25 protein-coding genes are annotated in these 24,228 nt (G+C 55.6%); 9 read left to right on the top strand and 16 right to left on the bottom strand.

The annotated features are described in order from the left end of the window. Nucleotides 1-12: 12 nt before the first annotated feature. Nucleotides 13-885 (top strand): glutathione-dependent disulfide-bond oxidoreductase, encoded by an 873-nt coding sequence (yghU, locus tag AC5TBW_RS04815; protein ID WP_495510983.1) that lies wholly within the window; start codon nt 13-15, stop codon nt 883-885. A 74-nt stretch (nt 886-959) separates the two neighbouring features. Here the strand turns inward: yghU and AC5TBW_RS04810 are convergent, their stop codons facing one another. The 13 genes from AC5TBW_RS04810 to AC5TBW_RS04750 all read right to left on the bottom strand — a co-directional run bounded on the left by AC5TBW_RS04810 (nt 960) and on the right by AC5TBW_RS04750 (nt 13,367). Beyond that, complete coding sequence (locus AC5TBW_RS04810) at nt 960-1,274, bottom strand: DUF6693 family protein (protein WP_035559504.1); 315 nt, start codon at nt 1,272-1,274, stop codon at nt 960-962. Between the two features lie 101 nt (nt 1,275-1,375). After that, on the bottom strand, nt 1,376-1,897 hold the full coding sequence (locus AC5TBW_RS04805; RefSeq protein ID WP_495510982.1) for a DUF421 domain-containing protein: 522 nt from the start codon (nt 1,895-1,897) through the stop codon (nt 1,376-1,378). A 100-nt stretch (nt 1,898-1,997) separates the two neighbouring features. Beyond that, on the bottom strand, nt 1,998-2,318 hold the full coding sequence (locus AC5TBW_RS04800) for a hypothetical protein (RefSeq protein ID WP_495510981.1): 321 nt from the start codon (nt 2,316-2,318) through the stop codon (nt 1,998-2,000). 60 nt (nt 2,319-2,378) lie between these two features. Continuing rightward, nucleotides 2,379-3,371 carry a lipid A deacylase LpxR family protein gene (locus AC5TBW_RS04795; RefSeq protein WP_495510980.1) on the bottom strand — a complete coding sequence of 331 codons (993 nt, stop codon included), beginning with the start codon at nt 3,369-3,371 and terminating at the stop codon, nt 2,379-2,381. 201 nt (nt 3,372-3,572) lie between these two features. Continuing rightward, nucleotides 3,573-4,112 carry a YaeQ family protein gene (locus AC5TBW_RS04790; protein WP_495510979.1) on the bottom strand — a complete coding sequence of 180 codons (540 nt, stop codon included), beginning with the start codon at nt 4,110-4,112 and terminating at the stop codon, nt 3,573-3,575. A 69-nt stretch (nt 4,113-4,181) separates the two neighbouring features. Further along, nucleotides 4,182-4,877, bottom strand: coding sequence for a glutathione S-transferase family protein (locus AC5TBW_RS04785; protein WP_495510978.1), 696 nt, complete (start codon nt 4,875-4,877; stop codon nt 4,182-4,184). Nucleotides 4,878-4,931: 54 nt separating this feature from the next. Continuing rightward, the gene (locus tag AC5TBW_RS04780; RefSeq protein WP_495510977.1) at nt 4,932-5,549 is read right to left on the bottom strand and encodes a LysE family translocator; all 618 of its coding nucleotides are present in this window, start codon (nt 5,547-5,549) and stop codon (nt 4,932-4,934) included. Between the two features lie 100 nt (nt 5,550-5,649). Next, nucleotides 5,650-6,423: an enoyl-CoA hydratase/isomerase family protein gene (locus AC5TBW_RS04775; protein ID WP_495510976.1), complete on the bottom strand. Its 774-nt coding sequence runs from the start codon at nt 6,421-6,423 to the stop codon at nt 5,650-5,652. A gap of 112 nt (nt 6,424-6,535) precedes the next feature. Then, nucleotides 6,536-7,384, bottom strand: a complete 849-nt coding sequence (locus AC5TBW_RS04770; protein WP_495510975.1) for a 3-hydroxybutyryl-CoA dehydrogenase — start codon at nt 7,382-7,384, stop codon at nt 6,536-6,538. A gap of 70 nt (nt 7,385-7,454) precedes the next feature. After that, the gene (locus AC5TBW_RS04765; RefSeq protein WP_495510974.1) at nt 7,455-9,083 is read right to left on the bottom strand and encodes an acyl-CoA synthetase; all 1,629 of its coding nucleotides are present in this window, start codon (nt 9,081-9,083) and stop codon (nt 7,455-7,457) included. Between the two features lie 130 nt (nt 9,084-9,213). Next, on the bottom strand, nt 9,214-11,001 hold the full coding sequence (locus tag AC5TBW_RS04760) for an acyl-CoA dehydrogenase (protein ID WP_495510973.1): 1,788 nt from the start codon (nt 10,999-11,001) through the stop codon (nt 9,214-9,216). Nucleotides 11,002-11,124: 123 nt separating this feature from the next. Continuing rightward, nucleotides 11,125-12,498: an MFS transporter gene (locus AC5TBW_RS04755; RefSeq protein WP_495510972.1), complete on the bottom strand. Its 1,374-nt coding sequence runs from the start codon at nt 12,496-12,498 to the stop codon at nt 11,125-11,127. A gap of 182 nt (nt 12,499-12,680) precedes the next feature. Next, complete coding sequence (locus AC5TBW_RS04750) at nt 12,681-13,367, bottom strand: class I SAM-dependent methyltransferase (protein WP_495510971.1); 687 nt, start codon at nt 13,365-13,367, stop codon at nt 12,681-12,683. Here AC5TBW_RS04750 and AC5TBW_RS04745 point away from each other — a divergent pair. The 4 genes from AC5TBW_RS04745 to AC5TBW_RS04730 all read left to right on the top strand — a co-directional run bounded on the left by AC5TBW_RS04745 (nt 13,366) and on the right by AC5TBW_RS04730 (nt 15,542). Beyond that, nucleotides 13,366-13,749: a VOC family protein gene (locus AC5TBW_RS04745; RefSeq protein ID WP_495510970.1), complete on the top strand. Its 384-nt coding sequence runs from the start codon at nt 13,366-13,368 to the stop codon at nt 13,747-13,749. The genes AC5TBW_RS04750 and AC5TBW_RS04745 overlap by 2 nt on opposite strands. A 101-nt stretch (nt 13,750-13,850) precedes the next feature. After that, on the top strand, nt 13,851-14,240 hold the full coding sequence (locus AC5TBW_RS04740) for a DUF4870 family protein (protein WP_495510969.1): 390 nt from the start codon (nt 13,851-13,853) through the stop codon (nt 14,238-14,240). 2 nt (nt 14,241-14,242) lie between these two features. Then, nucleotides 14,243-15,178: a lysophospholipid acyltransferase family protein gene (locus AC5TBW_RS04735; protein WP_495510968.1), complete on the top strand. Its 936-nt coding sequence runs from the start codon at nt 14,243-14,245 to the stop codon at nt 15,176-15,178. A 16-nt stretch (nt 15,179-15,194) separates the two neighbouring features. Further along, nucleotides 15,195-15,542, top strand: a complete 348-nt coding sequence (locus AC5TBW_RS04730; protein WP_495510967.1) for a DUF4870 family protein — start codon at nt 15,195-15,197, stop codon at nt 15,540-15,542. A gap of 18 nt (nt 15,543-15,560) precedes the next feature. On the opposite strand, the gene AC5TBW_RS04725 is transcribed toward AC5TBW_RS04730, so the two are convergent. Both AC5TBW_RS04725 and AC5TBW_RS04720 read right to left on the bottom strand, forming a co-directional pair. Beyond that, nucleotides 15,561-16,970 carry a mannose-1-phosphate guanylyltransferase/mannose-6-phosphate isomerase gene (locus AC5TBW_RS04725; protein WP_495510966.1) on the bottom strand — a complete coding sequence of 470 codons (1,410 nt, stop codon included), beginning with the start codon at nt 16,968-16,970 and terminating at the stop codon, nt 15,561-15,563. Nucleotides 16,971-16,972: 2 nt separating this feature from the next. Next, the gene (locus AC5TBW_RS04720; RefSeq protein ID WP_495510965.1) at nt 16,973-18,637 is read right to left on the bottom strand and encodes an alkaline phosphatase family protein; all 1,665 of its coding nucleotides are present in this window, start codon (nt 18,635-18,637) and stop codon (nt 16,973-16,975) included. Between the two features lie 319 nt (nt 18,638-18,956). Between AC5TBW_RS04720 and AC5TBW_RS04715 the strand changes: the two genes are divergently transcribed. The 3 genes from AC5TBW_RS04715 to AC5TBW_RS04705 are packed head-to-tail and all read left to right on the top strand — an operon-like array spanning nt 18,957 to nt 22,067. Further along, nucleotides 18,957-20,441, top strand: coding sequence for an OpgD/OpgG family glucan biosynthesis protein (locus tag AC5TBW_RS04715; RefSeq protein WP_495510964.1), 1,485 nt, complete (start codon nt 18,957-18,959; stop codon nt 20,439-20,441). 48 nt (nt 20,442-20,489) lie between these two features. Next, nucleotides 20,490-21,272 carry an FkbM family methyltransferase gene (locus AC5TBW_RS04710; RefSeq protein WP_495510963.1) on the top strand — a complete coding sequence of 261 codons (783 nt, stop codon included), beginning with the start codon at nt 20,490-20,492 and terminating at the stop codon, nt 21,270-21,272. Nucleotides 21,273-21,293: 21 nt separating this feature from the next. Continuing rightward, the gene (locus AC5TBW_RS04705; RefSeq protein ID WP_495510962.1) at nt 21,294-22,067 is read left to right on the top strand and encodes a creatininase family protein; all 774 of its coding nucleotides are present in this window, start codon (nt 21,294-21,296) and stop codon (nt 22,065-22,067) included. Nucleotides 22,068-22,115: 48 nt separating this feature from the next. Here AC5TBW_RS04705 and ribA read toward each other — a convergent pair whose 3' ends face one another. Continuing rightward, nucleotides 22,116-23,219, bottom strand: a complete 1,104-nt coding sequence (ribA, locus tag AC5TBW_RS04700; protein ID WP_495510961.1) for a GTP cyclohydrolase II RibA — start codon at nt 23,217-23,219, stop codon at nt 22,116-22,118. Nucleotides 23,220-23,358: 139 nt separating this feature from the next. Between ribA and AC5TBW_RS04695 the strand changes: the two genes are divergently transcribed. Next, a complete protein-coding gene (locus tag AC5TBW_RS04695) occupies nt 23,359-24,225 on the top strand; it encodes a RibD family protein (RefSeq protein ID WP_495511913.1) in 867 nt (288 codons plus the stop codon). Nucleotides 24,226-24,228: the final 3 nt, after the last annotated feature.

The following is a 24,228-nucleotide window of genomic DNA, read 5'->3' as shown; positions in this document are numbered from 1 at the left end:
GCGAGGAAACGAATGAGCGACAACACCTATACTCCCCCGAGCGTTTGGAAATGGGAACCTGGCAACGGCGGTAAGTTTGCCAATATCAATCGCCCAATTGCTGGCCCTACTCATGACAAGGCCCTGCCGGTGGGCAAACATCCTCTTCAGCTTTACTCCCTCGCCACACCCAACGGTGTCAAAGTCACCGTGATGCTGGAAGAGTTGCTGGAGAAAGGTATAACGGGCGCCGAATACGACGCTTACCTGATTCAAATTGGCGAAGGCGATCAGTTCAGCAGCGGCTTTGTCGAGGTGAACCCCAACTCTAAAATCCCCGCGCTGATGGATCACTCGACCAATCCACCCCAGCGGGTATTTGAGTCGGGTGCGATTCTGCTCTATCTGGCTGAGAAGTTTGACGCTTTCCTACCCCATGAATCCGCGAAACGGACCGAATGCCTCTCTTGGCTATTTTGGCAAATGGGCAGCGCGCCGATGTTAGGCGGCGGTTTTGGTCATTTCTATGCCTACGCACCTGAAAAGTACCAGTACCCGATTGACCGCTACACCATGGAAGTGAAGCGTCAGCTTGATGTACTTGATCGCCATTTGGCGGATAACCGCTTTATGGCAGGCGATGAGTACACCATTGCCGATATGGCGATTCATCCATGGTACGGCGCGCTAGTGAAAAACCGCGTTTACGAAGCGGCGGAGTTTTTGGAGGCACACACCTACAAAAACGTTTTACGCTGGACCGAAGAGCTCGATGAGCGCCCCGCCGTTAAACGCGGGCGCATGGTAAATCGCACCTGGGGCGAACCTCACGAGCAGCTGCACGAACGTCATGATGCCAGCGACTTTGAGCTTCGTACTCAAGATAAACTGGCTGATAACGAGTAATTAACCGCTAAAAAAGAGCCTACGCTTGATCTCTCAGCGTAGGCTCTTGGTCGCTTTCAACTCAAAGGCTAAGATTATTCAACCCGTGAGTTATTCAAGGCGTAATTCCATACCCGGTAGAAGTAGAAAATATATCCCAGCCCAAAGGTGACCAGCGAAATCAACATCCAGAGGATAATGTGGCCGATGTTGCTGAACAGGTTGATATCGCAAACCATTTTTCGCTCTACCCCAGCAGCATCCACTACCGAAGTACGGTTAATAACAAACCGCGAAAACGAATAAGGGAAGAAAAATAGCGCTATACCAAAAGTAACGATACTGAGTACCACCCAAATAATCAGATGGCCAATAATATCAAGAATGGAAAGATCTGCTTTGATATTCACTTTGCGTCCTTAAAATTAACAGTGGCGAAGAATACCACTGCCAGGCACAAACGTGAACGTAAAAATTAATTTAACTTAGACAAATGAGTTTTGCATGGGCTTCACCGGGGGCCACGAACACCCTCTAAACTCGAATGACTGCTCTCTGCATGACGCTTAACAACGCTTAGTGAGCCATCTGTTTCTATAACAACGGCCTCTACGTCGGCTACATCACTAAGCCCACTACTACGGATAGCGGAAAGCACTTCGTCTTGGGTTACCCGCGCTTTTCGCAGTGAAGTTAATAGAAACTCACCCTGATAGAGCAGCATCAGTGGCTCACCGGTCACTAATCGACGTACCCATCGAAACCGCACACTGGTCCACGTAATTATAAATTGAAGTGAAATCAGCAGCGCTAACGCGACAGCTCCATCCGCCAATACCACATTTTTAGACAGCAGTACGGTCGCCAGCGTGGAACCCAGTGCCACCGTGACAATTAAATCGAAGGCGTTCATTTTCGACAGCGTGCGGTTGCCTGAAAGGCGTAAGAAGAGAATCAACGTGGCGTACGCCAATAATCCGATAATCAGAATACGTAACAGGCTGCCCCAGCCATTAAAAAATACCATTTCCATATGCGCTTTATCCTTGGTCACTTAGCGATAGGCAAAGAGTTTGCTTGCCGCCCTGCTTAGGCTAACAGCTCCGAGCCTATTGTGTACGCTAGAAAGATATTTAGAGTTGGCTCTCCCACCACTTGGCATAGGAACTGTTATGGGGCGCAAAGCCGCCTTCATCAGGGGCATTATCATCCCACCACACCGGGCCACGCTCACCTAATGCTTCTTTAGCAGCCTGAACCGCTTCACGGGCTTGACGAAGCGCGTCGTCATCATCGTGCTGCTGGGCCGTTCTGACGGCTCGACGTGCTTTCATCAACTCTTTGATATGAGTGCGCTTTTGCTCTTCATCTAAGCGCGGATCAGTGCAGCGCCACAGGCGATTTTTGGCCACAAAGTAGCGCCCATCAGGGGTATGGGGATATTGTTTGGCCATGAATAGTTTCCTCCCACCTACATACTTTCCTTCTGAAAGGCGCCCAAAGCTTAACTAATTTTAGAAGCGCTTAGATAGCGTGATGGAACCAAACTTATCCTGCTCTTCCTGACCGTCGAATTCACGCGAGCGCTGCACTGCGGCGTAAGTGACCTGCCAATCTTCCCACGCCAGCGCCAGGCCTGCAGAAACGTCACCTACCCACTCTTTACGATCAACCGAGTGGCGGCTATTTCTGAACGTATTGCCATCCAGCGTCAGATTTTGTGCCATGTAATAGCCGTCTACGCTCGCAAACAGATACCACTGCCAGCCATTATTTCCAGTCATGTGGTAGCGACTACTAGGGTTTGGGGTCAATGTGGGAATACCTGAGGCTTCGTCGCCCCAGCGCACGCTATACCCAGCGCTGGCATAAGTGTACAGGTTACCCAAAGCAGCCCCGACGCTAGGACCATGGGCAAATTGCTTGCCAATAAACGGGGAGCTATGCCACCACTGACGACGCATCGCGACGTTCACAATGGCTTCATCGCCAAGCTGATTATTCCAACCGTTAGGGTGATCACTTTCGGTGACGCGGTGTACTTCTCGCTGAATACTATCGGCAAGTGAGGAAGGCCCTACTAAACCAACATCCAGATGCAGGTCGGTCGCTTGGCGCCAATTACCCATCGGCACGTCTTCGTAAAGCGAAATACCACCGTAAACAAGGCCTGCATAGGGGCGATCATCTTCAATCAGCCGACTTTCTTCAATGTTATTCGGCGTATAAATCTGATGCACCAAACGATAAGCAGCCATATCGGCGCTGCCGATCAAGCTATCGGGAAGCACCTGTGCGAAGCGCTGCATCCAGTTTGCATCACTAGGCTTAAAGGTCCAGTTAACCTCAAAGCCGCTGGTAAAATGACCATCATCACTGCTGGCCATGCCATCATTTGCGTGTTTAACCGAGAGCACACTATCTTCTGCTTGGGCCAGCGTGGGCAGCCAACCAATGGCTGCGACCAGTGGGAGCAGTTTCCATCGTAAAACGGAATTCAGTTTCATTACTCGTTCCTTGAGATTGACCTTGAGGCTGCTTTTTAAGACGGCTTTTGAAAGCAGTAACAAACATTGTTGATTGTATGTAATTGTGCAAAAAAAAAGCAAGCATACTTTTAAAAATAAAGGATGGCCCATTGGCCATCCTTTTATCTATCTATCGCTTATACCTCTCGCATAAAAGGATAGGCGAAAGTCTGATGATTTCTAGCGATCGCGCAATAACCACTGCGGCGTAATTTCATGCTGACCCTGTTCATCGGTAATAAACAGCGACCCTTCACTAATCATAACGGCCCAATTGATCGCCCGTGGCAGATCTTTAGCAATGGTCGCTAAAGCCTCTTGCGGCAAACCCGCAATGTGCACGTTTTTCAGCGATGCCACACTGGGCAGTACTTTACTCTCCCAAAGGTCTACCCGACCATAGGCGAGTAACGACACGCGCTCCGCCCGCCGTGAGCACCAGGTGATGCGCTCGGCATCAGGCAAACCGACTTCAATCCAGTGTAGCAAGCGGCCGTCTAAACTCTTCTCCCACAGCGCCGGCTCGTCCACATCGGAAAGCCCGCGCCCGAAAGCCAGCGTCTCGCTATACCACAGCACATAGGCGAGTAAGCGCGAAGTCATGCGCTCTTCGGTCTCTGATGGGTGGCGAGCCACGGTAAAGCGCAGTGTTTCATACACCCCGCGATCCAAGTCCGTCAGATTAATATCAACTTTGTAAGGCGTTGCGCTAAGAGCCATGGACGTTTCCAAACGAAAATTTTCGCCAGTGTACCCGATGCCGGCTACCCCTGGTGAGTTGTCACAAGGTTAAGACGTACGGTAATCAACTTCCAGCGTGCCATTCTTTAGCGTTTCAGCTTCGTGCATAGGCTCGCGCCACGTTTCTTCCAGTGCGGATTGATACCAGGCCTGCATGGCAGGCAGCGCTAGCAAACGCTCGACATAGGCCAGGGATTTCTCACTCACCGGCAGGTTGAATGTCTGTACACGAAACGCCACGGGGGCATAAAAAGCATCTACCGCTGAGAAGAGAGCCCCCCCCAAAAACGGCCCACCAAAGCGCTCAAGCCCCTGTTGCCATAACGCATCTAAGCGAGCCACATCGGTCTTGAGATTGGCCGATAAGCCATTCAATTCCACCCGCATACCGCAGTTCATTGAACACTCGTCACGCAGTGCGCCAAAGCCGCTGTGCATTTCAGCTGTGGCTGAACGTGCCCAAGCCCGGGCGGTTTTATCACTCGGCCATACGTTGGCGTGCTGCTCGGCCAAATACTCAACGATCGCCAGCGAATCCCACACCGCCAGATCGCTCTCCCTATCCACTAAACAAGGCACTAAGCCCGATGGCGAAAAGCGGGTGTAAACGTCATGGCTAGCGCCAAAGCCGCCTTCAAACGGCATGAGATGTTCGTTGAACGGAATCTCCAATACTTTCATCAACACCCAAGGGCGCAGCGACCAAGAGGAGTAGTTCTTGTTAGCAATATAGAGATCAAACATGCAGCGCTCCTTGTGTGTGAAAGTGAAGTAGCCGAACGATATAGGCTGCCATCATTAACGTGCCGCCTGAGCCAGGGTATTGCCACCTAACCCCATTAATACACCACCGCCAATGCGCTGAATGAGCCGAGAGGAGCCGTGGGATTTTTGCAGCCATTCGCGAAGAGGACTCGCAAGTAGCACCACCATGACATCCGCAGATGAGAACAGCACATTAGTAGCGACACCTAGCCAGAGCAGTTGCCAAGCTACCGGCATTGCGCTCTCGGGTTGCACAAACTGAGGCAGAAACGCGACAAAGAAAAGTGCGGTTTTAGGGTTGAGCATCTCCACCAGAAAGCTGTCGCGCAGCACGCGTTTGGTGGTTGCCAGCGGCACCTCTTCGCCGTGAGCGCGAATACCCTGCTGCCATAGCCGCAGCCCCATCCAGAGCAGGTAGAGCCCACCGATGACTTTCATGGCGATGTAGGCAGGGGGAATAGCCGCAAACAGCAACGCTAATCCTAGCGCGGCGGCCACCACATGAACGTAGCAGCCCATGTGAACACCGATGACCGCTAACCATCCTGCTCGCCGGCCGCGCCCCAGCGTTTGCGCTGCGGTATATAACATTGCAGGTCCAGGCAAATAAGCGAAACCAAGCGCAGCTAGGATAAACGCGACCCATTGCATAGTGGCGATTCTCTTAAAGGTAACGGTTAGACTTCGAGAATAAAACGGGGGTGGCGCAAGCGCCACCCCCTAAATAAGTAAAACTGTAATTAATCCAAACCTAGAAGTTCGGTTTGCGCTTCTCGACAAATGCCGCCATGCCCTCTTTCTGCTCGTCACCGGCAAAGCAGAAGGCAAACAGGCTGGTTTCCAGCGCTAGGGCGCTATCAAGATCTTGATCCAACCCGTCGTGAACTGCCTGCTTGGCGCCGCGCACTGACTGCGGGCCGTTGCCTTTGAGTTGCTTGGTGAGCTCTTCAACGTAGCTCTCCAGCTCCGCTTGCGGCATCACGCGGTTGACTAGGCCGATACGCAGCGCTTCGTGGGCATCGATTTTGCGCCCGGTAGTGACCAGGTCAATCGCCATGGCAGGCCCGACGCGGCGTGGCAGGCGCTGGGTGCCGCCAAAGCCGGGGATAACGCCCAGCAGTACTTCCGGCTGGCCGAACACGGCGTTGTCGCTGGCTACGGCCCAGTCGCAGGCCAGCGCCAGTTCGCAGCCGCCGCCAAGGCAAAACCCGTTCACCAGCGCGACCACCGGCACGGGCAGTGTCTCTAGGCGTTTAATCGTACGCAGCGCCTGGCTGGCAAAGGCCCGGGCTTCTTCGGGTGTTTTTTCACGCATTTCGGTGATATCCGCACCCGCCACGAAGGACTTCTCGCCCGCACCGGTAATCAGCACGGCGCGTAGGTTCGGGTGGGCTTCAAGCTCAACCAAATGTGCTTCCAGCGCGGCAAGCACTTCGCTGTTAAGGGCATTCAGCGCTTTAGGACGATTGATGGTCAGTCGCACCATTCCATCGTTATCAACCTTCTCGATCACTGCTTCGCTCATGGCGGACTCCTGATTTGTTATTGAATATGAAAGTGAACGCCACTCAACCCTAGCGAACGCTTGGTTGAGTGGCAATGACTTCTTTACTCGGCGCTATTCTGCTCAGTACAAGCTAGTCGTAAGAGTAGAAACCACGACCGCTTTTACGGCCTAGATAGCCCGCAGCGACCATGCGTTTGAGCAAGGGGCAGGGACGGTATTTCGGGTCGCCAAAGCCCTCTTGAAGCACTTCCATGATCGCCAGGCACACATCCAGCCCAATCAAATCCGCCAGCGCTAGCGGCCCCATTGGGTGAGCCGCGCCTAGTTTCATGGCGTTATCAACTGCTTCCGGCGTTGCGGTGCCCTCCTGCACGATAAACGCTGCCTCATTGATCATGGGCACCAACAGTCGATTCACGGCAAAGCCCGGCGCATCACCTACCGGCACAGCGGTTTTGCCCAGCGCCTTCGCGAGCGTTTCAATCTCGGCCACGGTAGCGTCCGAGGTTTGCTCGGCGCGAATCACTTCCACCAGCTTGAGCACCGGCACCGGGTTGAAGAAATGCATGCCCACCACGCGCTCGGGGTACTCGCACACCGCTGCTAGGCGGGTGAGCGAAAGCGACGAGGTGTTGGAGGCTAAAATAGCCGTGCTGCTCATTTGGCTAAGATCGCGGAACAGCTTCTCTTTGAGTTCAGGCTGTTCGGGGGCGGCCTCGATAATGATCGCGCAGTCGCTTAGAGCATTGAGTGTGGTAGTGGTCGATAGACGCGCGAGAGCGGCGCTTTTATCCGCCTCGCTGAGCTTTTCTTTAGTGACCAATTTAGCCAAGCCTTTATCGATATTCGCCTTGGCACGGCCAAGCTGCTCTTCGGCCACATCGTAAAGGCGCACGTTAAAGCCACTGGCAGCCACTACCTGAGCGATCCCTTGCCCCATGGTACCGGCTCCCACTACACCAATTTGTTGGTCACTCATGCACGATCTCCTTTATCGGTTATCTCTACTAGCGGTTATTACAGCTAGTGCTTATACCTATCAGCAATGGTTAATGATTTTTAGCTTCTTCACGCAAGACGAATTTCTGTATCTTGCCCGTTGATGTTTTCGGTAGCTCACTGAAAATGACTGTTTTAGGGACTTTGTAGCCCGCCAAATGTTCACGGCAGTGGGCGATAATATCGGCCTCGGTGACTTCGCCGTAGCCCACTTTGAGCTTCACAAACGCACAGGGCGTTTCGCCCCACTTCTCGTCAGGCTTGGCGACCACGGCTGCCTCTTCAACGGCGGGATGACCGTAAATGGCGTCTTCCACTTCAATGGTCGAGATGTTCTCTCCACCGGAAATAATGATGTCTTTCGAGCGGTCTTTGATCTCGATATAGCCATCTGGATGCCATACCGCCAGATCGCCGGTGTGGTACCAGCCGCCCTCCAGCGCCTGCTCGGTGGCCTCAGGGTTCTTTAAATAGCCCTTCATCACGTTGTTGCCACGCATCAGTATTTCACCCATGGTTTGGCCATCCTTGGGTACTGGCTCCAAGGTGAGCGGGTCGGCAACACATAGCGCTTCGAGCATGTGGTAACGCACCCCCTGGCGGGCTTTGATTTTGGCTCGCGCTTCCAGCGGTAATTCATTCCACGCTTCGCGCCAGGCGCATACGGTCACCGGACCATACACTTCGGTTAGGCCATACACATGGGTCACTTCAATACCCAGCTTCTCGACCCCGGAAATCACTGAGGCAGGCGGCGCGGCACCGGCAGTGGTGACTTTGACGGGGTGATCGAACTGACGCTTATCTTCCGCAGACAAATTCACCAGGCTATTCAGAATAATAGGCGCCCCGCTGAAGTGAGTGACCTTCTCTTCGGCAATTAGCTGCATAATCTTTTTCGGGTCGACGCGGCGCAGGCACACGTTAACCCCGGCGTTGGCGGCAATGGTCCAGGGGAAACACCAGCCGTTGCAGTGGAACATCGGCAGCGTCCACAGATAGATCGGGTGGTGAGGCATTGCCCACTCCATGATATTGCTCACCGCGTTGAGATAAGCGCCGCGGTGGTGATAAACCACGCCTTTGGGCTTGCCGGTGGTGCCCGAAGTGTAGTTGAGCGAGATCGCGTCCCACTCATCCGCAGGCAGTTGATAGGCGAAATCGGCGTCGCCCTCGTTAAGCAGCGCTTCGTACTCAATATCACCAATGCCTTGCGTGTCGCCGAGAAACTCTACATCGGCCACATCAATGATCAGCGGCTTGTGGGTAAGCTTGGCAACGGCCTGCTGGATGACCTCAGCAAACTCGGGATCAACAAGAATGGCTTTAGCCTCGCCGTGCTCCAGCATATAGCTGATTGCGTCAGCATCCAGGCGAATATTCAGAGTGTTCAACACACAACCCGCCAGCGGCACGCCAAAGTGCGCCTCGAACATGGCGGGGATATTAGGCAGCATCGCCGCCACCGTTTGGCCCGGTTGAATTCCCCGCTGCTGAAGAGCAGAAGCAAGCTGGCGGCAGCGCGACCAGGATTGGCTCCAAGTACGCCGCGTGCTGCCATGAACCACCGCCGGGTAGTCGGGATAGACCGACGCCGAGCGTTCAATAAAGGTCAGCGGTGAAAGCGGTACGTGGTTAGCTGCGGTTTTGGGCAAGCCTTGCTCGAAAATGGTGGTCATGGTCGGCTCCTGATTTTTTTTGATGTTGTTGAAAGCATTCGTTTTAAAGGCACGTTTTAAATCGTTGTTTTGATAGTCTAGAAATAGCACCGCCGCCTCTAGGGCGGCGGTGCTGGCTGATACATTAGCGTTAATGAACCTCAAATTCGCTTAAACACTGCATGCCCGCCTCAATCACCGCACGTTGGGCGCGACCGACCGGTAGCCACTGGGTAATGGCAAATTCGGCGCTGCGCATTTTGGCAGTATAGAAGGGATCGTCGTTGCCGTTGTTAAGGGCGGCTTGGGCTTTCAGCGCGGCTTGGCCCATCTGCCAAGCGCACAGTACATGCCCTGCCAAGTTAAGGAACGGCGTGGCGTAGGCCTGCACTGCATCTGCCCCTTTTTCAGGGTCAGAGCCTTGTTCCAGCACAATGGCCTGGACGGCTTTCATATCCTCCAAGCCTGCGGCCAAGCCACGGCCCAACGCATTAAGTGCGGGATCAGCGTTCAGCTGTTCCACGGTGGCAGCAACGTCATGAAGGAGTGCGGTGAATGCTTCGCCGTTATCACGCTGAAGCTTACGGCCCGCTAAATCGAGCGCCTGAATACCGTTGGTACCTTCGTAGATGGGGGCAATGCGGGCATCGCGCAGTAACTGCGCTGCCCCGGTCTCTTCCACGTAGCCCATCCCGCCATGGATCTGAATGCCCATGGAAGCAATATCCACTGCTTGATCGGTAGAAAAGCTTTTGATCACCGGAATCAGTATATCGGCACGGGCCTGGGCGGTTTGACGGGCTTCATTACTTTCAGCGTGGCGGGCGGTATCCAGCTCAGCGGCGCAGCACAGTGCCAGGGCGCGCAGCGCATCGGTACGCGCTCGCATCGAAAGCAGCATACGACGCACGTCCAAGTGATCGCTAATGCTGCACTCAGCGCCGCCGCGCGGTTTCGGAGAGCGCCCCTGGCGACGTTCAAGCGCATAGGCAAAGGCATGCTGGCAGGCACGTTCGGCCACGCCAATGCCCTGAATACCGACTTTATGGCGCGCCTCGTTCATCATGGTGAACATGTGATTAAGACCACGCCCCTCTTCACCAATCAAGTAGCCAATGGCGCCCCCGTTTTCGCCAAAACTTAGGGTGCATGTCGGCGAGCCATGAATGCCCAGCTTATGCTCAATAGAGGCGCAGGTGACATCGTTGCGTTCGCCCAGTGAGCCATCTTCGTTAACCAGGAACTTGGGCACTAAAAACAGAGAGATGCCTTTGTTGCCTGCCGGGGCATCGGGCTTACGGGCCAGAACCAAGTGGATGATGTTCTCGGCGGCGTCGTGCTCGCCCCAGGTGATATAGATCTTCTGACCACTGATGCGGTAGTGGTCATTTTCAGGGGTCGCGCGGGTGCGCACTTGGGAGAGATCCGACCCCGCTTGGGATTCGGTAAGGTTCATGGTGCCCGTCCAGGTGCCTTCCACCAGCTTGGGCAAATAGGTCGCTTTGAGTGCATCGCTGCCGTGATGGGCCAGCGCTTCGATAGCACCAGCGGTCAGCATGGGGCAGAGTCCCAGCGCCATATTGGCACCGTGAAGCATCTCCTGGACCGCGCTGGCAACCACTTCGGGCAGGTTCTGTCCGCCTAGCGCTTCTGATACACCAATACCGTTCCAGCCACCCTCGACATACGCCTGGTAAGCCGCTGCGAAGCCTTCTGGAGTCGTTACACTACCGTCAGAGTGGCGCTTGGCCCCCTGCTGATCGCCAATTTTGTTAAGTGGCCCCCAGACGTCACCGGCCAGTTTTGCGGCCTCTTCGAGTACCGCCTCTACCAAGTCTGGCGTGGCTTCTTCAAAGCCCGGTAGGCTAAGCGAGCGGTGCGCTAGCAGCTCTTCGAGCACAAAGCGCAAATCGCGTACTGGCGCGGCGTAAACATTCATAGCGAACCTCGGGCTGAGAGTTAAACAATTGTTTGAAAGTCTGCCTACGATAGTAGTAATACTCTCCCACCGACACCATTAGCCCAAGGTATCACCCGTCATGAATAGCGTCTTCAACCGTATTTAGTTTCGCTGACTTACTTGCTCTACATCATCATAATAAGTGATATGGCTCTCATCTTCTGCAGGCGGCCCTACCATCGGCTCGGCGGCGTCGACATCCCAAACGGCAGCGGAGAGGTCTTCCAGGTGCTCATGCTCCAGCGCCCCCTGCATTAGCTCTTCGGTAACCACCAGTTCGGCACCGGCAGCGGTCATTGGCGTAGTCGGTGTAAACGGAGCCACGGGCACCGGTGCTGGGCGCACATGACGACGCCAGGAGAAGAACATCACAAAGAACAGGCTTAGCGAGCCGAAGGCCCAGAACAGACCCGCGTCTCCCATTGCCGTCATCACCGGGGAAATCATCAGTGGGCTGATGGTCGCGCCAATCGAGTTGATCAACAGCAAGCCTTGGCTCATCCGCACCAGAGCCCCGGCAGGCGCACGGTCGGCGGCGTGGCTTACGGCCACTGGATAAAGAGCAAACACGCCGCCACCGAGTAGGAACAGCAACACTGCCAATAGCGGTGTCGAAAGCGGTAGCCAGAGCATCGCCGCGGAGATAAGCACACAGAAGCCGCTGATGGCGATCAACACCATTTGCCGGTCATGGCGATCCGACCAGCGGCCAATCGGGTATTGCAGCAACATGGCCCCCATGATGAGTACCGCCATCATCTGCCCTACTTGGCTCACGCTCATACCATTACGCTGCAGGTAGAGTGGCAACAGCGTGTAGGCCGCCGCGACGACCATGCCCGAGCCTAAACTGCCCATCACGCCGGTCGGTGTCAGGGTAATCAAACGGTGGGGGGGCAGCGGCTCGGCGTGCTCGATAATCGGCGATACGCGGGGAATCATCGCCATGGGTAGCACAGAGAGCGAAGCCAGAAGGCCAATCACCATAAAGGGCGCAGTAACACCCATGGCATTCGTCACGCCTAGTAGCAACTGACCCAGTACCCCGGCGGCGTAAAGCGAAATCATATACAGCGCCAACAGGCGGCCGCGGACTCTTTGATCACCGGAGGTCAATAGCCAGCTTTCAATGACCAGATAAACCCCTACCGTGGCCCAGCCGCCGACCAAGCGCAGCGCAAACCACGCCCAGGGGTCGAAAAACAAGCCTTGCAGTAACACGGTGACAGCCACTAACGAGGCAAAACTGCCGTAAGCACGAATATGACCAATGCGCAGCAACAGACGATCATTCACCATTGCGCCCAACGCCAAACCGATGAAATAAGCTGACGAGACAATACCGATCACCGTCGCCGATTCACCGGCGGCATCGAGGCGCACGGTAATTAAGGTGGCAAGAAAACCGTTGCCTATCCCGAGAATGAATAGCCCTAATAGGGGCGCCAGCGCCATGGCTAGGAGTTGCCGCGACATTAAAACCTCGTCTTGACTGAAAGTGGTGACAAACAGGGGCGAACAACAGGCGTGAAAAACCCGGCTGAGCGATTTCACAAAGACCATTATCTCACCTGGCACATCGAGTCAGGCAGGGATAGCGGCGCGCAATTATTGCCCCCAAGGGGGCAAAGTCAATGCTTTTCTAGGGTTACAATTCTTCACCTTAGCGATTTATGTAGAATAACCGTGTCTGGCCCAGGAAATTCCACTACTAAATTATTCTTTTGAGCCCACCAACGAAAGGTCTCTTCACTAAAAAAGCTGATATGTGTGGGGTCGCTAATATAGTGCCAGCGAGCAAATGTGTCCGGGGTAGAAACACGCTTAGTCATTACCCCAAGATAACCGCCTGGCGCGAGCTGCCCGGCCAGTTGCATCAGCACTCGGCCAGGCTGTGACAAGTGCTCCACCACTTCTGTGGCAGTGATAAAATCGAACGTCTGGGAGAGAACCGCTGCATCAGGGGCATAAAAAGGGTCGTAGATGGCCACCTGAAAACCATGCTCGGCGAACATGACGGATAGCGTCGGCCCCGGCCCGGAACCAAAATCGAGCCCGCGCGCATTGGGCGCGAGCTTCGCTGACAGCGGGGTAAATAAACGCCCTAGAAAGCGTCGATATCCCGTATCATGCGGCGAGTTTTGATGCTTATCATATTCGGCCTTTTCTGCAGCAGCGCTCAAATGCTGTTCAGGGGGAACAAATACCAGTTTGCACGTGGCACACTGGTAGTAGTCACGACGCCGATCCCGGTGGTAGAGCGCAATAGTGGATTCCGCGCAGAGTGGACAGCGGCGCATCATCGCATTCTCTGGTTTATCGTTACGAATTAAGGAAAGTGGCATGCTATCAGGTCTGGATCATCTTGTAGTTACCGTGACCGACATGGGTCGCGCCGTCGATTTTTACTCGCGGGTATTAGGATTAGACGTACGTTACCGCGATGCCCAACGGGTCGATTTAATGCTCGGTGATACAGCGCTACGCCTGCATCAAACCGATACCGACATCGCCCCCATCTCAGCGACGCCCACGCCGGGCAGCCTGGATTTATGCCTGCGCTGCCAATTGCCGCTTGATGAGTTCAAACAGCACTTAGAGGCGCTGGCCATTGACGTTGAGCTAGGCCCCGTTGCTCGCCAAGGCGCTAATGGGCCAATCGAGTCAATCTACCTGCGCGACCCGGACGGTAACCTGCTGGAAATATGTCGCCCCGCAGCGCGTTAATGCCCAGTGCCCACTAGTGATAAGGCAGCGCCTGCTGAGCGTCTCCCTCCATTCAGCAACGACGACTCAGCACTTATACGGATTTATCGAAAGGAAACATTATGCGTGATAACGCCCATGATGCGCCGTTAAAAGGCGACGTTGTCAGCGAAGAGCGAAGCCAACAGCCAGACACCACAATGGCGATGGTGATTTATGCGCTTTATCTGGCCAGTTTTATCCTCGGCTTTACGTCGATTATCGGTGTGGTCATCGCCTACGTTTATAAAGGCAAAGGCCCCACATGGTTAGACGAACACTACCGCTATCAGATCCGTACGTTCTGGATAGGATTGGTCTACGGCATCGTATTTTCGATATTGACCTTGATACTTATTGGTTTTCCGCTGCTACTGGCCCTCGCCGTTTGGCTGATTATCCGCTGCGTTAAAGGCTTCAAAGGGCTGCAAGAGAAACGCGCGCCTTCCAACGTAGATTCCTGGTTGTTTTAGTTATGACGCAACCAACGGATAACACCAGCGGCCGTTTTTCCAAGGCCAGTGCCATCAGTTGGCTATGGCGTCAGCTGTCACGCTGGCCGCTCTCCCGGCTATGGCGCATTTCCTCGGCGCTTGGGCCGCTGGTCTACCGCACCAATAAACGCGAGCGCTGGGTAACCGAGCGTAATCTGACTGTCGTTTATCCCAGCCTTTCTCATGCTGAACGTAAAGCCCTTGCCCAGCATAGCCTGCGCCACTCAACGGCCACGATGTTAGAGCTGGGTCATGCCTGGATGGCAAAGCCGCATAAAGTAGAAGCCAGCATTTTAGCGGTATATGGTCGCGATAAACTCGATAACGCCCGCTCCGATGGCCGCGGCGTGATTGTACTCGCCCCGCACTTTGGCAACTGGGAAGTGCTTAACTTCTGGCTATCGAGCCACTTCCCGTTTACCGCCATGTACGAACCACCCAAAATCATCGATCTCGATCCTGTGATTCGCCATGGCCGTGAGCGCATGGGGGCGAGTCTGGTGCCCACCAACCCTCGCGGGGTGGCGGCCCTGCTCAAAGCGCTTAAACGCAGCGAAGCGATTGGCATACTGCCTGACCAGGAGCCCGACTGGGGCAGCGGTGTTTTCGCGCCCTTCTTTGGTCGTGACGCTTATACCGCCACACTACTGCCGAAACTGGTAGCCCGAACCCAGGCAAGGGTGGTCACCGGCATTGCACTGCGGGTACCTGGCAAAGGGTTCGAGATTCATTTCCTGGAAGCCGATGAGCGCGTCTATAGCGATGATGATGTGCAGTCAGCGACAGGGGTCAATGCCAGTGTAGAGGCCGCGATCAACTTGGCTCCCGCTCAGTATCAGTGGGAGTACAAGCGCTATCGTAAAGTGGTGCAAGAGCAGCAGAAATTAGCTAATTACCGCGACTATCGGCTTTATTAACAAGAGTTTACCTATCATGCAAAAAAACCTAAACGGGGATGAGACCCGTCCGCCGCAAATTATTTACGCGCTGTATCTGGCGGGCATCGTTACGGCCAATATCACCCTGCTAATTGGCGTGGTGATTGCCTATGTCTACCGCAAAGATGCAGCGCCGTGGCTACAGCCGCACTACCGGTACCTAATCCGCACGTTCTGGATCGGCACCCTGTATGCCTGCATCGCCTTTTTGCTCAGTATTGTCATCGTTGGCACCCTGCTCTGGCCGCTGCTAGCGGTATGGTTGGGCGTGCGCTGCGTGCTAGGCTGGATCGATGTACGTAAAGGCCGCCCCCCGGCACGCCCTGCTAGCTGGCTCTGGTAAGCGACGGTGAGCTAGGCGTCATTCACGGCTATGTCGGGCGTAAACATCATCTAAACGCTCGATGTCGTCTTCACCCAGGTAGCTCCCCGACTGCACTTCAATCAGTTCAAGAGGAATCTTGCCGGTATTTTCCAGGCGATGGAGCGCGCCAATGGGAATATAGGTCGACTGATTTTCACTCACCAGGAAGCTTCGCTCCTCAAGCGTTACGCGCGCGGTTCCCCTTACTACAATCCAGTGCTCAGCACGGTGATGATGGCGCTGCAGCGATAGCCGCCCGCCAGGCTTCACGGTAATGTGTTTGACCTGATAGCGTTCGCCGCTGTCCATCGCCTGAAAGCTGCCCCAAGGGCGCTGCACCTGAGGTGCCGAGCAGGGCTCGCTGCGTCCCGCCTGGGCAAGCGACGCCACCAGTTGCTTTACCTGCTGAGCCTGATCACGGTGGGCCACCAGCACGCTATCCGATGTCTCCACTACGATTAGATTTTGCACACCCAGCGTGGCCACGAGCCGGTGCTCCGCAAAAACCAGCGAATCCTGCGTATCGGTCAGCCACGCATCGCCTTTAGCAGCATTGCCCGCCGTATCAGGCTCAACGGTTGCCCACAGCGCGTCGAAACTGCCGATATCACTCCACGCGGCGGCCAAAGGCACCACGGCGGCGCGATCACAGTGCTCCATCACTGCATAGTCGATGGAGTCTGGCGGGCAACGGCCAAACGCTGCTTCGCCCAGGCGCAGAAAATCCAAGTCACGGTGCGCGCTGTTAACCGCCTCCTGGCAGGCTTCCAGCATTGTCGGCTGTAGCCGCTGTAACTGATCCAGGTAGCTTGAAGCGCGCAGCAAAAACATCCCGCTGTTCCACAGATAATCGCCGCTTTCGACTAACGCTGCAGCACGTTTGGCGTCCGGTTTTTCAATAAAAGCCGCAAGGTGATGGCCTCCTTCCAGCGGCTCGCCGCAGGCAATATAGCCGTAACCTGTTTCAGGCTGCGTCGGAACCACCCCAAATGTGACGAGGTAACCCGCTTCGGCCAACGGCCTGGCGACTGAAACGCTGTGCTGGAACGCCACAACATCCCCAATAGCATGGTCTGCGGGAAGCACCAACAGTAGTGGATCCTCTCCCGAGAGCCGGGCCAACAGCGCCGCACAGGCAATGGCCGGTGCCGTATTACGACCTTCGGGTTCGAGTACAATGGTGGCATCTTGACCGATTTCACGTAGCTGCTCAGCCATTAAAAAGCGATGGCTATGGTGGCCCATCAGCATGGGCGCTGTGTCGGTTAATCCGGTAAGCCGACTGAGGGTTTGCTGCAACAGGCTCTGAGACGAGGTTAAGCGCAAAAACTGTTTAGGCATCTGCTCACGCGAGAGCGGCCAGAGCCGTGTGCCGCTACCGCCGCTTAAAATCACTGGCTGAATCATTGCTACGTCCTTGTCCTTGTCGTTGCCCTTAAATCAACGGGAATCTCTGTCTCAAGCATCGTCCCCGTTGGCTCATCAGCGCTTAGTTCAGACGCTAACTCGCCAAAATCCTCCTGCAGCCAGTGGCGCAGTTGGCTCATCCTGGGTGCGTTCGGCGCTTGGGCTAACGTTGGCAGCGTGCCATGAACAAAACCGCGGGCCAAAAATGGTGTCAGTAGAGCTGGATCACCACTGATAATATGCACTGGCACCGCCGCACTGGCATTATCGCCAGTGATCAACGGCGCAGGCTGATGTTCGCCAAGCACTATCAATAGCGTATTGTCATCCACTACGCGCTCAGCCCAGCGTCCCGTTACCTTAACAGCGTAGTCCACCGACCATGCATAGTGATCGCGAATGCGCTCAATGTCCTGCCACAACACCTCTGGCGGGTCCCCGGCCTCTTGCCAAGGCGCAAAAATTCGCCCATCGCCGATGGATGACCAATCATCCAACACAGGCAGAATAGGCGTCCAGGGGGCATGACTGGAGATTAGCGCTAACTGGGCAAACAGGGGGGAATCACCGATCAAATGACGCTGAGTGTAATCGAGAGTGAATTGATCGGGCATGGTCACCCAGTTGAGTGCAGGCCCGGCGTAATCGATATCGTTGGCAGCGGCTATCTCATCGAAACCGTAGGCCTCGCCTTCTGGCCATGCCAGGGTGATGGCGGGCATCACCGCCAACGTCCGCTGCCCGGTGGCGCTGAAATCGTTGATCAACGTGGAGTGGCCGCTGTCTAGCATCAATTGGTACCACAGCTGATTATCGATCCATCGCCCGCTTAGCGCCGTTGCGTGGGCCAACCAGGATTGGCCGCCCCGGATCGGCGATTGCAACATACCGGATACCACGTGAAGATCGCGCGCTGCCAGCCGCTGCTGCATATCGGCCAGCGTGGGCTGGAGGATGCTTGCATAACGCGCATCATCCAGTGCCGAGACACCGTAGGACTCAACAAAGGTTAGCAACACATTGCGTCCTTCAAGCCCCGGTAGCGGCTGACGCTCTATTGGCACTTCCTCCAACTGAGCGGTAAAGGCAAGGCGTGCGGCGTGGGTATCAGTAATTTGCTGCCACTGAAAACGCGTGCTGTTCACCATTGGCAAGCGGGCACTATCCACCCACCGAACGCCGTTAAGTTCGAGCACCGCGCACGTAGTGGCAACGACCAACAGCGTGAAAGCCGCTATGCCCAGTAGCCGTTTGAGCGAGTAGCTGACAGGGGGGAGCAGCAGTCGCGTTAAACCCAGGATTATGCCGAGCAGTAAGGCAACGCCTGCCAACATGACGCAGACGGCCAATAACTGGCCGACATTACCTGCTAACAGGTGATAAATGGAGCGCAGCAACGGTACGTCGAGATAGAGATTGAGTGGCCGGGCAAACGCCATATGTGTCGCCGCTGACCCAAGGTTAACGGCGGTTGCCAGCATGATCCAACTGACTAATCCAATACCCACTAAGCGGCGCACTTGGCCGACAGGAAGCAGCAGCATAAGGGGCGCAATGATAAACGCCTCCCAAGCTATCAAATGCGCACTCACCTCTCCAAACCGCCACCATAGCGGCGCGACGAGCAGAAAATTCAGCAGTAGCAACGTTGATAATAATCGACTCATCGCATTCTCATTTGTACCGGCTTTAGCTTACAGTGTCTTAGGTAAAGCCTGTCAGTGCTCAGTCTCGAAGAGAGGCTATTCGAGTTTTAAAGAGAAAAGAGCAAGGAATAAGGCTGCTGAAAAACGCAACAATCATGTACTTTAATGATCAATCGTATAGCTATTGTTTTAAAATTTCACGCTTTGCCTGGCCTATTGCCATGCGATTAGCAGGTCTTCACTCGAAAGGGTCTCGCCCATGCGTTTCAACTATTTCAACAGAGGGCATGCCAACAAAAGGCATGCTGGTAGGTGGATGGTTTTCCTTGGTTGTTCGATAATGGTCTCTACCGCCTTTGCTGAAGACGATAAACATTTCAATGAGGTCATTGAACGCGCCCAACAGCTTGCTGAAGCGTCTTATCAAGCCCCTGAAGAATCACTGCCAGAAGTATTACGTGAGCTCAACTACGATACCTATCGTCAAATTCGCTTTGACCCCGATCATGCCTATTGGCGCAATGAGAGCCCCTTTAGTCTCCAGCTATTTCACAGCGGCTTTCTCTTTCAAACCCCGGTTGCACTAAACGTTATTGAAAACGACACAGCCTCCCCGCTGCCCTTTTCGGCGGAAGACTACTCCTATGATGGCAATGCCGAAAAGCTGAAAGAGTACGACTTATCCGGTAGTAATCACGCCGGATTTCGCCTCCACTACCCACTCAACAATGAAGAGTATGCTGATGAGTTTGCCGTTTTTCTCGGCGCCAGCTACTTCCGTATTGTGGGACGCGACCAGGCATACGGTTTATCCACCCGAGGGCTGGCGATCGACACCGCCTCGCCCGATGGCGAGGAGTTCCCGGCGTTTCGCGAATTCTGGATATATAAACCCGAGGCAAATGCCGAACAGATTGAGCTGTTAGCGCTGATGGACAGCCCCTCTGTCAGCGGCGCTTATCGCTTTATCATCCAACCCGGCGAAAATACTGAGGTTGAAGTAGAAGCCCAACTATTTGCACGGGAAGATATTGCCAAGCTGGGCGTCGCACCGCTTACCAGCATGTTCACCTACGGTGAGGCAAGCCGCCAGCGTCCAGACGATTTCCGCCCCCAAGTGCACGACTCAGACGGTCTGTTAATGCACACCGGCAGCGGCGAATGGGTCTGGCGTCCATTAACCAACCCGCAACATCTGCGCACATCAGCGTTTACGGACAGCTCCCCTCAGGGCTTTGGCTTGATGCAACGAGAGCGTGACTTTAACCGTTATCTTGATACCGAAGCCCAATACCACCGGCGCCCAAGTCAGTGGGTGGTCCCGTTAGATGAGTGGGGCCCAGGCCACGTAGAGCTTGTCGAAATCCCTACCCCCGATGAAACTCACGACAATATCGTCGCCTACTGGGTAGCGGATGATGCTTTAGACGCTGGCGAGTCCCGCCGCCTCCATTACCTCACCCATACCCTGAACACTGACCCAGAAGGACATACGCTGGGGCGAGTGATTCGTACCCGGCATGGCAGTGCAGCGGGTCCAGGGCAAACGGATTCATCGGCCAGCGAGCAACGTCAATTTATTGTCGATTTCCAGGGCGGCGCGTTAGATGATATCGCCGCGGATCAACCCGTCGAATTAGAGATTAACGCTCAACTGGGCGAGGTACTGCTGCCCCAGGTCACCGCACTGCCCAATAATGGCTGGCGGGCGAGCTTCCGGGTGCCCGCTAACAATCAACCCAGCGATGTTCGGCTTAGACTCATCTTGAACAATGAACCGGTGAGTGAAACCTGGAATTACGTATGGTATCCCGATGCCGAGTAACGCTGATCCAGCCAAGCATTTTACGCCAGCGTCAAGGAAACCCAATTAATGCGGCGCATGGCGTTACAACGACTGCGTAGCGTGGGCGGGCTTGCCCGCTCACTGTTCATCTATTGGCGACCAGGTCGCCAGCGTGGGCTCCAGCGACTTTACCAGCCGTTTATTCAGCCCGGTGCTGTCGCGTTCGATATTGGCGCCCACTTAGGTGATCGCAGCGCAGCTTTTCATGCGCTAGGCGCAAAAGTGATAGCCCTTGAGCCCCAGCCCGATCTCGCCAAGTGGTTTAAACGATTGGTCCGGCCCACCAGCATCACGCTGCTTCCCATGGCAGCAGGCCCTACGGAGGGCTTTGCCGAGATCGCCATTAGCCCCGGCAACCCGACGCTATCGACCCTGGCAATCGAATGGTGCGAGCAGATTGGCGAGCGAAATGCAGGCTTTAGCCAAGTGCGCTGGGAACAGCGCTTGCGGGTACCAGTCACCACGCTGGATACGTTAATTGAAGAGTATGGCGAGCCCAGCTTTATCAAAATTGACGTTGAGGGCTTTGAAGCAGAGGTGCTGGCGGGGCTAAGCAGCCCGGTAGCCGCGCTTTCGGTAGAGTTTGTGTCCGGCGCGTTAGAGGTTAATCACACTTGCATCCACCATTTAAGTCGCCTGGGCGAGTATCGCTACAATGTCGTCGCTGGTGAACAGCGCCATTTCCGTTGGGCCGAGTGGCAAACGCCACAGGTGATGACCGAATGGCTGAATGCGGGTGCCGAAGCGTTACCTTCAGGCGACCTTTACGCCTGCCGCTCGGATCACCAGCTGCTTCAAAACAATGTTTAAACCCTAAAGGCTTATCACCTCATGATTTACCACTGGCAAACGCTCACCGCACCGCAGTTAGCCGATTTCGCCCAACGCGACCCGGTAGCAGTGCTGGTACTTGGTGCCATTGAACAACACGGCACTCACCTTCCTTTGGCGACCGACCTTACGATTGGTGAAGGCCTGCAAGCCGCCATGCTGGAGGCGCTTGATCCGAACCTTAATGTCATCTGCCTGCCTGCCATTGCCGTCGGAGCAAGCGATGAGCACGCCAGCTTCCCCGGCACGCTTAGCCTGCCAGCACCGCTGGCCATTGCCACGTTAGAGGCTTATGGCGATAGCTTGGCTCGCGCCGGCATACGTCGACTGGTGCTGCTCAACAGTCACGGCGGTAATAAAGCGGTGATGGATTTAGCCGGGCTAACCCTTCGGCGACGCCACGGGATGCGAGTGGTCAAAGCCACTTATACGCGGCTACCCGCACTGGAAGGCGCCATCGAGGCTGATGAGCTGCGTTATGGGTTGCACGGTGGGCTGCTTGAAACGGCGATGATGCGCTATTTAGCGCCTGCGCTGGTACAGCTGGATGATTATCAAGCCACGCCGCCCGCAGCGCCTCGTGGAGACGATTTAGTGAGTGCAGAGGGAGTGGCAGCGTTTGCCTGGTTAGCGGAGGATTTGAGCGCCCATGGCGTTGCAGGAGATGCTAGCGACGCCAGTGCTGAACTGGGTGAGCAGTTGGTGAAGCACTATGCGCGTCAGTTAGCGGCAGTGGTGACAGAAACCGCCCACCTACCCCCGCTAACCAACTAAACTCGCCGCACGGCCATAAGGCAGCGTTAGCCCGCGACCGTTTTGCGTTTAACGCTGGCCACTGAGCACGTCTTCCAGCAGATGGCCGCCGCGCGTGGCCTTGGCATTAAGATAGCGCTGGTTGTGATCGGTAACGCTGCCGTACAGCGCTTGACGTGAGACTACCTCGATACCGCCCTGGCGCAGCGCTTCCATCTTCAAGGGGTTATTGGTCAGCAGTTGCACCTGATCGATATCGAGTGCGTTAAGCATATCCACCGCTACCGCGTACTGGCGCTCATCGTCACCAAAGCCGAGCACTTGATCCGCGTCTACGGTGTCTAGGCCTCCATCCTGCAAGGTGTAGGCACGCAGCTTATTGGCGAGGCCAATGCCCCGTCCCTCTTGAGCCAAATAGAGCAGCACGCCGCCGCCCATCCCCTGAATATCAGCGACCGCGTTGCGTAGCTGCTCACCGCAGTCGCAGCGCAGGCTGCCAAATAGATCACCGGTCAAACACGCCGAATGCAGTCGCAGTGGCACCGTGCTTTCCCAGCTTTCAGGTTTACCGATCACCACCGCAACGTGTTCGCGCAGACCGTCCGGCTCACGAAAAAGTACAAAGCGGCTGTCAGCCGCATCTTCCAAGGGAATATGCGCCTCACTAACGCGCTTCAGCATGCCCGGCGCACCGGCCAAGCAGTCCTCAGCGTCTTTAGCGGTGACTTGCAGCAACCGCCCTTCTGCTAGCTGCTGCTCTATGTTCGCGGCGGCCTCTTTGCTGACAAAAGCACATAGCGCTGCGGGGATTAACAGGGCACGACGCATCAGAGTCACAGCCCCTAGCTCGGCGAGCCCGGCGGGTTTTAAACCGCTTAAAAGCCCACCCGCAGACTGCGAAAGCGTTTCCGCGGTCGCTAAACCATGCAGCTCGTTAGTGCTGATGTTGGCCGCTAACGGCAAGCTGGCGGCTTCAGCGGTCAACGTTACCCCCATGGCAGCTAGCCGGTGACGGGTAAGCACCAATGAAGGCCGCTCGCCTGCTAAGCGAGTAAGGGCTTCTACTGACTCGCTGCCCTCCAATGCCTGGACTAGCAGACGCTGCTCACCGGCTTTCACCACCACTGGCAATCCACGACGGATATCGAAAATAGCTCGTTCAATCTGGTACATGTAGGCCTCCTGGCTTCCTGGCGTGGGGGATGTACGCGCCTGCGCTGAACAACGTGCTGCTGACTACTTGCTCTGAACTACTTGCTCTTACCCAAGCAGCGCCCGCATGATGAAGCGGTTTTTTTAGCACGGAGGCGTCATGCCCGACTCCCATGTCAATACTGGTGTTAACAGCGGTGTTGTAAATTCTAGCGACGGTATTGCGCTGTCCGATGCCTGGGAATGGCTTTCGGCGCTGCGTCATCGGCGTCCTTGCGATGTGGCGATTACGTTGACGCCCACCGGCGAGTGGCAAACGGCACAGGCCGTGACCCGTGAGGCGCGTGAGCTGCTCGACTGCCTGACCCCGTTGGCCGGTTGCCCAGCTTGGGTAGTAGCGCAACTGGGTCAAAGTCTGGATGGCCGCATTGCAACGGAAAGTGGCCACTCCCACTACATCAACGGTCATGAAAGCTTGGTTCACCTGCACCGCCTGCGCGCCCTGGTTGACGCGGTGGTCGTTGGTGCGGGAACCGCCAGCGCCGACAATCCCCAGTTGACCGTGCGCCACGTTAGCGGCAGTCACCCGACGCGGGTGGTGCTGGACCCACGAGGCCGCATTCCTCACGACTTGGCGCTGCTGCACGACGGCTGCGCGCCGACGCTGCTGATCGTTGGGCCCGGAGCCGCGGAGGCAATCAACCCTCCCCACGTTCAGCGCTGCGTACTGCCACTGAATGCCAGCGGTCAGTTCAACCCTGACGATGTCATTGCCCTGCTGGCCCAAAAAGGCTTGCCCCGCATATTGATTGAAGGCGGCGGCATCACGGTGTCTCAGTTTATCGAAGCAGGCGCCGTTGATCGGTTGCACCTTCTGGTCGCGCCACTGCTGATCGGCTCCGGCAGGCCAGGCCTTAAAATGACGCCCATTGAGACCCTTGAGAGTGCCCTGCGTCCGCCCACGCGCGCTTTCCGCTGCGGTGACGACACGCTGTTCGACATGCGGCTGCGGGAACCCGCCACTTGAAGG

This window comes from Vreelandella sp. ssv, assembly GCF_059448525.1.
The sequence above is the reverse complement of the archived record's forward strand: the minus strand, read 5'-3'. Positions and strand labels throughout refer to the sequence as shown.

What these genes read in the sequence shown, in the direction of transcription:
- AC5TBW_RS04805 (WP_495510982.1), bottom strand. Translation starts at nt 1,897, where the DNA reads ATGGAAATGGTATTTTTTAATGGCTGGGGCAGCCTGTTACGTATTCTG.
- AC5TBW_RS04780 (WP_495510977.1), bottom strand. Translation starts at nt 5,549, where the DNA reads ATGCAATGGGTCGCGTTTATCCTAGCTGCGCTTGGTTTCGCTTATTTG.
- AC5TBW_RS04720 (WP_495510965.1), bottom strand. Translation starts at nt 18,637, where the DNA reads ATGAGTCGATTATTATCAACGTTGCTACTGCTGAATTTTCTGCTCGTC.
- AC5TBW_RS04760 (WP_495510973.1), bottom strand. Translation starts at nt 11,001, where the DNA reads ATGAATGTTTACGCCGCGCCAGTACGCGATTTGCGCTTTGTGCTCGAA.
- AC5TBW_RS04790 (WP_495510979.1), bottom strand. Translation starts at nt 4,112, where the DNA reads ATGGCTCTTAGCGCAACGCCTTACAAAGTTGATATTAATCTGACGGAC.
- AC5TBW_RS04770 (WP_495510975.1), bottom strand. Translation starts at nt 7,384, where the DNA reads ATGAGTGACCAACAAATTGGTGTAGTGGGAGCCGGTACCATGGGGCAA.
- AC5TBW_RS04735 (WP_495510968.1), top strand. Translation starts at nt 14,243, where the DNA reads ATGACGCAACCAACGGATAACACCAGCGGCCGTTTTTCCAAGGCCAGT.
- AC5TBW_RS04725 (WP_495510966.1), bottom strand. Translation starts at nt 16,970, where the DNA reads ATGATTCAGCCAGTGATTTTAAGCGGCGGTAGCGGCACACGGCTCTGG.
- AC5TBW_RS04775 (WP_495510976.1), bottom strand. Translation starts at nt 6,423, where the DNA reads ATGAGCGAAGCAGTGATCGAGAAGGTTGATAACGATGGAATGGTGCGA.
- AC5TBW_RS04730 (WP_495510967.1), top strand. Translation starts at nt 15,195, where the DNA reads ATGCAAAAAAACCTAAACGGGGATGAGACCCGTCCGCCGCAAATTATT.
- AC5TBW_RS04745 (WP_495510970.1), top strand. Translation starts at nt 13,366, where the DNA reads ATGCTATCAGGTCTGGATCATCTTGTAGTTACCGTGACCGACATGGGT.
- AC5TBW_RS04795 (WP_495510980.1), bottom strand. Translation starts at nt 3,371, where the DNA reads ATGAAACTGAATTCCGTTTTACGATGGAAACTGCTCCCACTGGTCGCA.
- AC5TBW_RS04750 (WP_495510971.1), bottom strand. Translation starts at nt 13,367, where the DNA reads ATGCCACTTTCCTTAATTCGTAACGATAAACCAGAGAATGCGATGATG.
- AC5TBW_RS04695 (WP_495511913.1), top strand. Translation starts at nt 23,359, where the DNA reads ATGCCCGACTCCCATGTCAATACTGGTGTTAACAGCGGTGTTGTAAAT.
- AC5TBW_RS04785 (WP_495510978.1), bottom strand. Translation starts at nt 4,877, where the DNA reads ATGTTTGATCTCTATATTGCTAACAAGAACTACTCCTCTTGGTCGCTG.
- AC5TBW_RS04765 (WP_495510974.1), bottom strand. Translation starts at nt 9,083, where the DNA reads ATGACCACCATTTTCGAGCAAGGCTTGCCCAAAACCGCAGCTAACCAC.
- AC5TBW_RS04715 (WP_495510964.1), top strand. Translation starts at nt 18,957, where the DNA reads ATGGTCTCTACCGCCTTTGCTGAAGACGATAAACATTTCAATGAGGTC.
- AC5TBW_RS04755 (WP_495510972.1), bottom strand. Translation starts at nt 12,498, where the DNA reads ATGTCGCGGCAACTCCTAGCCATGGCGCTGGCGCCCCTATTAGGGCTA.
- ribA (WP_495510961.1), bottom strand. Translation starts at nt 23,219, where the DNA reads ATGTACCAGATTGAACGAGCTATTTTCGATATCCGTCGTGGATTGCCA.
- AC5TBW_RS04705 (WP_495510962.1), top strand. Translation starts at nt 21,294, where the DNA reads ATGATTTACCACTGGCAAACGCTCACCGCACCGCAGTTAGCCGATTTC.
- AC5TBW_RS04710 (WP_495510963.1), top strand. Translation starts at nt 20,490, where the DNA reads ATGCGGCGCATGGCGTTACAACGACTGCGTAGCGTGGGCGGGCTTGCC.
- AC5TBW_RS04740 (WP_495510969.1), top strand. Translation starts at nt 13,851, where the DNA reads ATGCGTGATAACGCCCATGATGCGCCGTTAAAAGGCGACGTTGTCAGC.
- AC5TBW_RS04800 (WP_495510981.1), bottom strand. Translation starts at nt 2,318, where the DNA reads ATGGCCAAACAATATCCCCATACCCCTGATGGGCGCTACTTTGTGGCC.
- yghU (WP_495510983.1), top strand. Translation starts at nt 13, where the DNA reads ATGAGCGACAACACCTATACTCCCCCGAGCGTTTGGAAATGGGAACCT.